Genomic DNA, 6455 nt, shown 5'->3' with positions numbered 1-6455 from the left:
CTACGAAATTAGGGATGTTCTTGGCGAAGGTGGCTACGGAAAAGTCTACAAAGTCCATCATCTTGACTGGGATATGGATATGGCGGTCAAGACGCCGAACGAGAAGGCCATTGCAGGAGCCGGCGGCGTAGAGAGTTTTGTCCGTGAATGCCATACCTGGATGGACCTCGGGCTGCACGAGAACATAGTCACCTGCCATTTTGTGCGCGTCTTGGGAAAGGTCCCTCGCGTTTTTGCCGAATACGTCGAAGGCGGAACGGTCTCAGACTGGATCAAGACCGGCAAGATATATGAGGGCAGCCCTGAGGATGTGATCGAACACATCCTCGATATTGCCATTCAGTTTGCCCGGGGTCTTGAATATGCCCACTCCCGCGGAATGGTGCATCAGGACGTCAAGCCGGCCAATGTTCTCATAACTTCTGACGGAATCGCCAAGATGAGCGACTTCGGACTGGCAGGCGCGGCATTGGAACTGCCGAAGGGAGTTCAACCTGAGCAGACTGCTTCAGTCGACCGCACGTTTGCCGGCATGACACCGCTGTACGCTTCTCCCGAGCAGGCGCAGGCCCATGCCCAGCGCGCGGCCGGAGTCCCCAAAAAGGATGTAGTCCGGATAACTCCGCAGTCCGACCTCTACTCCTGGGCGGTATCCATCTTCGAGATTTTCAACGGCGGCGTCACCTGGCCGTCGGGGACGGTGGTGGGCGAAGTCTTCAGTGAATACCTCAGGACCGGTCCCGCCGAAGGGCATCTGCCCCCAATGCCCGAATCTCTTGCGGCTCTCATCGCCAAGTGTCTGCAGGAGAATCCTGACGAACGGCCGAAATCGATGTCTGATGTGATCGAAAGCCTCAAGGCGATCTATGGAAAGGAGACACGACATGACTATGCCAGGGAAGAGCCAAAACAACTTGCAGAGATGGCTGATGTCTTGAACAACAAGGCTACCTCGCTTCTCGAACTGGGCAAGGCGGACGAAGCCGAAAAGCTTTGGGAAGAGGCGCTGAAAATTGACCCGCATCATGCCGAATCGACGTACGGGTTTAGCCTGCGACAGTGGCACAAAGCAGAGATCACTGATCAGGAAGTTGTAGAACGCATGGAGGAACTCCGGTTTAGCCATGAATCTGACTGGATGGATGAGTATTGCTTGGGACTAGTTCATATGGAACGAGGTGACGGGGGGTCCGCCGTGAAGGTGTTGGAGGAGATTGCAGAGATCTCCAGTCAAAATCGAAAAGTCCTTGCGGCCCTTGAACAGGCTCGTATGATGGATTCGTCCCGCCAGCGCACGTTCGATGGATGCTCATGCTCTTCTTCTGTCGCCATTTCTGCAGATGGACGCTTCGCGATTACTGGGTCATCCGATAAGACTCTTCAGCTGTGGGATATCAACAGCGGGAAATGTCTGCGTACATTCGAAGGACACACAGGGGAAGTGGAATCCGTCGCCATTTCTCCAGACGGCCGCTTCGCACTCTCGGGATCCAGTGCAAGTGCTGTTCCGCTTCAGCTGTGGGACATTGACCGCGGGGATGGCCGTCTTAGGTCCTCGGGATCCACTAACAGAAGTCTTCTGCTTCAGCTGTGGGATATCAACAGCGGGAAATGCCTGCGCACCTTCAAAGGGCAGATTCGTAATGTGAATTCTGTGGCCTTTTCTCCGGACGGCCGCTTCGCACTCTCGGGATCAGACGACAATACTGCTCGACTCTGGAAGATCAATAGGCGAAAATGCCTGCGCACATTCGAAGGGCATACAAGCTCTGTGTTTTCTGTCGCTTGTTCTCCGGACGGTCGTTTTGCACTCTCGGGATCAAAAGACAAGACTCTCCGGCTGTGGGAGATCTCCACGGGCCGATGCCTGCGCACATTGGAAGGACACACCAGATCTGTAACATCTGTGGCCTATTCTCCGGACGGCCGTTTCGCGCTCTCGGGATCAGACGACTGCGGTCTCCGGCTGTGGGAGATCTCCACGGGCCGATGCCTGCGCACATTGGAAGGACACACAAGCTCTGTGTCTTCTGTCGCCATTTCTCCAGATGGCCGCTTCGCACTCTCGGGATCATACGACTCCAGTCTCCGGCTGTGGGAGATCTCCACGGGCCGATGCCTGCGCACATTTGAAGGACACATCAGATCTGTAACATCTGTGGCCTATTCTCCGGACGGCCGTTTCGCGATCTCGGGATCAGGAGACAATAACCTTCGGCTCTGGAATATTTTTGCTGGCGTCTCGCAAGGAAGATCGATACTGTGCAAAGCCGTATCTATTTCCGCTCTTATTGAATATAAGAGCAAGGTGCATGATCTTTTTTCAACCGCAAAAGCAGAACTGAAAGCAGGGAATCCTGCCGGAGCTTCTGACGCTATTTCGAAGGCCGCCTCTGTTCCTGGATATTTGAGGTCGCGGGAACTTCTGGACTTGAGGGCTAAAGCAGGCCTACGTGGAAGGATTCGCAGATATGCTCAAGGCTGGCATCTGCGCACATTTGAAGGACACACAGCCTCTGTGTCTTCTGTCGCCATTTCTCCAGATGGCCGCTTCGCACTCTCGGGATCAGACGACTGCGATCTCCGGCTGTGGGAGATGAACACGGGAAAATGCCTGCGCACAATCGAACACAGACGGGAGGTGCGTTCTGTCGCGTTTTCTCCGGATGACCGTTTCGCACTTTCGGGATCGGACGATTACGTTCTTCGGCTCTGGGAGATCAGGAGTGGGGAGTGCCTGCGCTTATTTCAGGGGCACACAGATAATTTGACTTCTGTCGCATTTTCTCCGGACGGCCGTTTTGCGCTCTCGGGATCACAGGACGGAAGCATTCGGGTACTGGATGTCAACAGCGGACAAAAGCTGGTCAACAACTCTCTGCGATACCTCAATCGATTCACAGAGCCTGTCAAGTTTGTTGCGTTTTCTCCGGATGGCCGTTTCGTGCTCTCGGCGGGGGATAAAACTCTTCAGGTGTGGAATATGGATACGTGGCAATGCCTGCGCATGCTCGAAGTTGTGAGTCCTGTCGCCATTTCTCCGGATGGCCGCTTTGCGCTCTCGGGATCAAAGGACAGGACTCTTCGGCTGTGGGATATCATCGGCGGAGAATGTCTGCGCACCTTCAAAGGGGAGATTTGTAATGTGAATTCTCTGGCCTATTCTTCCGATGGTCGTTTCGTGCTCTCCGGATCAGAGGACAAGAGTGTTCGGTTGTGGGACATCAACAGCGGGCAATGTCTACGCACGTTCAAGAGCCACAAAGGCCGCGTGACTTCTGTAGCCTGTTCTCTTGATGGCCGCTTCGCACTCTCGGGATCAAAGGACAAGACTCTCCGGCTGTGGGAACTAGTGTGGAACTATGAGTTTCCCAATCCAGCAGATTGGTATGATGACGCAAAACCATATCTCGAAAAATTCCTGACTCTCCACACGCCGTATGCCGCCGAATTGCCGGGAGAACGAGAACCAACCCATGACCAAATCACACGCGCTCTGACCCGTCGCGGCAAACCCTCATGGAACGAAGAAGATTTTCAGAAGCTCCTGACGCGCCTGAGCTATTGCGGCTACGGCTGGCTCAGGCCCGATGGCGTGCGAAGAAAGCTTGAAGAAATGGCTGCCGACTGGGACGGGCCACCGCCTCTGCCGGAAGGGAAATGACAGGCGCGTCTGCTAAGAAGAACAAATTTCCATAAAGCTTCAGGAAGACTGGCTGTCGCAAAGGAGGAAATGATGCCAGCGAAGGTTACGCTGACAGTAACAGAAGGAAAACTTACCGGCCAAAACTATGAATTTGCGGAGAGAACCTCGTGTATTATGGGACGCGCGGATGAATGCTCGCCGCAGTTGCCCAACGACCAGGAACACAAGATCATTTCGCGGCACCACTGCCTGCTGGATATCAATCCTCCCGACATCCGCGTCCGCGATTTCGGAAGCCTGAACGGCACGTTTGTGAACGGCAGGAAGATAGGAGGCCGCGAGAAAAACCAGACGCCGGAAGAAGGCGCCAAAGTGAACTTTCCTGAGTACGACCTCAAAGAGGGAGACAAGATCAGGCTCGGGCGTACCGTCTTCCAGGTTGGTGTCTTTGCGCCTGTTCTCTGCAATGAATGCTCTCGAGAAATCGATGAGAAGAAAAAGGAAAATTGCAGGCGGGCGCCCAACCTGTTTGTGTGCGACGCGTGCTGGAAGCAACTGAAGGCGGCGAAGGAGAAGAAACCTCTTGCGCCTCGCAAGCACGTGTGCGCCAGATGCGGGAAAGACGTCTCGAAGGAGATCGGAAAAAACCGGCAGGGCGACTATATTTGCCTGTCCTGCAAGAAATCCGAGTTGAACGCGCTGGTGAAGGCTCTCCTGCACGGAGGAAATCAGGGCAGACAGGAACTCCGGGGCCTAGCGGACTACGCGCTGACCCGTGAGATCGGGCGCGGAGGCATGGGCGGCGTCTACCTCGCGCGCAATACAAAAACCGAGCAGATCGTCGCCTTGAAACTCCTGCTTCCGCAAGTGGCCGTGAAGCCGGAGCTGAAAGAATATTTCCTCCGTGAGACCGAACTCATGAAGAGCTTGAATCACCCGCACATCGTCAGGTTCTTCGAGTCGGGATACGCCGACGGAGTCTTCTTCTTCACACTCGAATATTGCGACCGCGGCAGTATCGACAAACTGATGGAACAGCGCGGAGGCAGACTCTCGATCGATGAAGCATGTTCAATAACGCTGCAGGCTCTCGACGGGCTCGAGTACGCGCACAACGTTGAAGTCCGCGCCAAACTTGCCGACGGAAAATATGTCGAGAAAAAAGGGCTGGTGCACAGAGATATCAAGCCGGGCAACATTTTTCTGGCTGGCTCTGAGAATTCGTGGACGGTGAAGATCGGCGATTTCGGCCTTGCAAAAGCATTCGATGCGGCGGGCCTCAGCGGACAGACATTAACGGGTACGATAGGAGGAACTCCCTGCTTCGTACCGCGCCAACAGGTGGTCAACTTCAAACACGCAAAACCGGAAGTGGACGTCTGGGCCGTTGCAGCCTGTCTGTATAATATGGTGTGCGGGACGGGAGTATTCCCCCGCGACTTCTCGAGAGGCGAAGACGTGTGGCGTGCAGTCCTGAGCCAGGACGCCGCTCCTATTCGTGAACGCAATCCGGATATTCCCAAAAAGCTTGCTGCGGTCATTGACAAAGCCCTTGTTGACAGGCCGGTGATCGGCTTCAAATCGGCCGCGGCCTTCAAACGAGCTCTGGAGGGAGCGCTCTGATGCTGACGGTAACCCATGCGGGACTGACCGATCTCGGATGTGTTCGACGCGAAAACGAAGACGCCTGGTATGCGGATCCGGACATCGGACTGTACCTGGTCGCTGACGGGATGGGCGGGCACTTGGGTGGAGCGGTCGCCTCAAAAATAGTCGTTGAGGCGCTCCCATATTTCGTAAGGAGCGAGTTACCTGATCATTTGGATATGTCGAGCAGGAAAACTGCAGGTATCCTGTACAAGCTGTTGGCCAATTTTAGCAATAGCCTTCGCGACGGAAGCGAAGAAAGACCCGATCTGACCGGCATGGGATCTACAGTAGTTTTCGTGCTCCTCCGCGCATCGACGGCCTTTGTTGCTCATATGGGCGACAGCCGCGCCTATCTGTTCCGGAACAGCAGGCTCAGAAAATTGACCCGAGACCACACTATCATCCAGCTTCTTCTGGAGTCGGGAGATATCACCGAGAAGGAGGCGGATTCACATCCGGCGCGCGGACAGCTTACCCGGTACGTCGGAATGGAAGGCGAGCCTTTGCCGGACATTCATACGTTCTCCGTCCGGAGAGACGACCGCATCCTGCTGTGTTCCGACGGCCTCACGGAAATGCTGGCCGATGAGGGAATAAAGGCGATCTTGGCTGATGAGGCCAAACCCGGCGCCGCCTGCACGCGATTGATTGCAGCGGCGAACGAAGCCGGCGGAAAAGATAATGTGACCATTATCGTTATTGCAATTGCAGAGGAAAAAGCCGCTCTTAAAGAAGAACCTGGAATCGAAGTGGCGCGTTTCAGCGAAAGCGACGGCCACAGAAGAAAAAAAAGATGAAATGTAAAAGCTGTGAAAGAGAACTGCCGGAAAGTGTATACGTATGTCCTGCCTGCAACGCCGGTCCGCAAGCGATTCAGGTAAACTCTGTTCTCGAGGAATACATCTACGCAAGCCGCTCGAGATGTTCGTGCGGAGGGGCTTTCAGGTATGACATGCAGACAATGCTGGCAGTCAACGGCGTCTTCTGCGATGAGTTATCCGTTGTCTGCAAAGAGTGTGGCCGGCACGAGAGATTTCTCTTCGACATCAGTTCGTTCTTCATGAAAAAGGGGAAATAATCGCGAGCGCTCCTTTTGAGACCCGAAACATGTTCCGGCGAGAATCAGCGACGCCGTTCGTTGGACGAATATGAGGAGGTG

4 protein-coding genes are annotated in these 6455 nt (G+C 54.7%); all 4 read left to right on the top strand.

What is annotated here, in order from left to right; translation table 11 throughout:
- Positions 1 to 73 precede the first annotated feature (73 nt).
- The gene (locus C4520_01420) at positions 74 to 3664 is read left to right on the top strand and encodes a tetratricopeptide repeat protein (protein RJP26021.1); all 3591 of its coding nucleotides are present in this window, start codon (positions 74 to 76) and stop codon (positions 3662 to 3664) included.
- 72 nt (positions 3665 to 3736) lie between these two features.
- On the top strand, positions 3737 to 5269 hold the full coding sequence (locus C4520_01415; protein RJP26020.1) for an FHA domain-containing protein: 1533 nt from the start codon (positions 3737 to 3739) through the stop codon (positions 5267 to 5269).
- A complete protein-coding gene (locus C4520_01410) occupies positions 5269 to 6093 on the top strand; it encodes a Stp1/IreP family PP2C-type Ser/Thr phosphatase (protein ID RJP26019.1) in 825 nt (274 codons plus the stop codon). The genes C4520_01415 and C4520_01410 overlap by 1 nt, the downstream gene beginning before the upstream one ends.
- Positions 6090 to 6374, top strand: coding sequence for a hypothetical protein (locus C4520_01405; GenBank protein ID RJP26018.1), 285 nt, complete (start codon positions 6090 to 6092; stop codon positions 6372 to 6374). The genes C4520_01410 and C4520_01405 overlap by 4 nt, the downstream gene beginning before the upstream one ends.
- The last annotated feature ends 81 nt before the right edge of the window (positions 6375 to 6455 follow it).

Source organism: Candidatus Abyssobacteria bacterium SURF_5, assembly GCA_003598085.1.
GTDB lineage: Bacteria > Abyssobacteria > SURF-5 > SURF-5 > SURF-5 > SURF-5.
This window is presented reverse-complemented; position numbering and strand designations above follow the sequence as displayed.

Excerpts from the sequence above, each read along its gene's own strand:
- C4520_01420 (RJP26021.1), top strand. The coding sequence starts at position 74 with ATGGATATGGCGGTCAAGACGCCGAACGAGAAGGCCATTGCAGGAGCC.
- C4520_01415 (RJP26020.1), top strand. The coding sequence starts at position 3,737 with ATGCCAGCGAAGGTTACGCTGACAGTAACAGAAGGAAAACTTACCGGC.
- C4520_01410 (RJP26019.1), top strand. The coding sequence starts at position 5,269 with ATGCTGACGGTAACCCATGCGGGACTGACCGATCTCGGATGTGTTCGA.
- C4520_01405 (RJP26018.1), top strand. The coding sequence starts at position 6,090 with ATGAAATGTAAAAGCTGTGAAAGAGAACTGCCGGAAAGTGTATACGTA.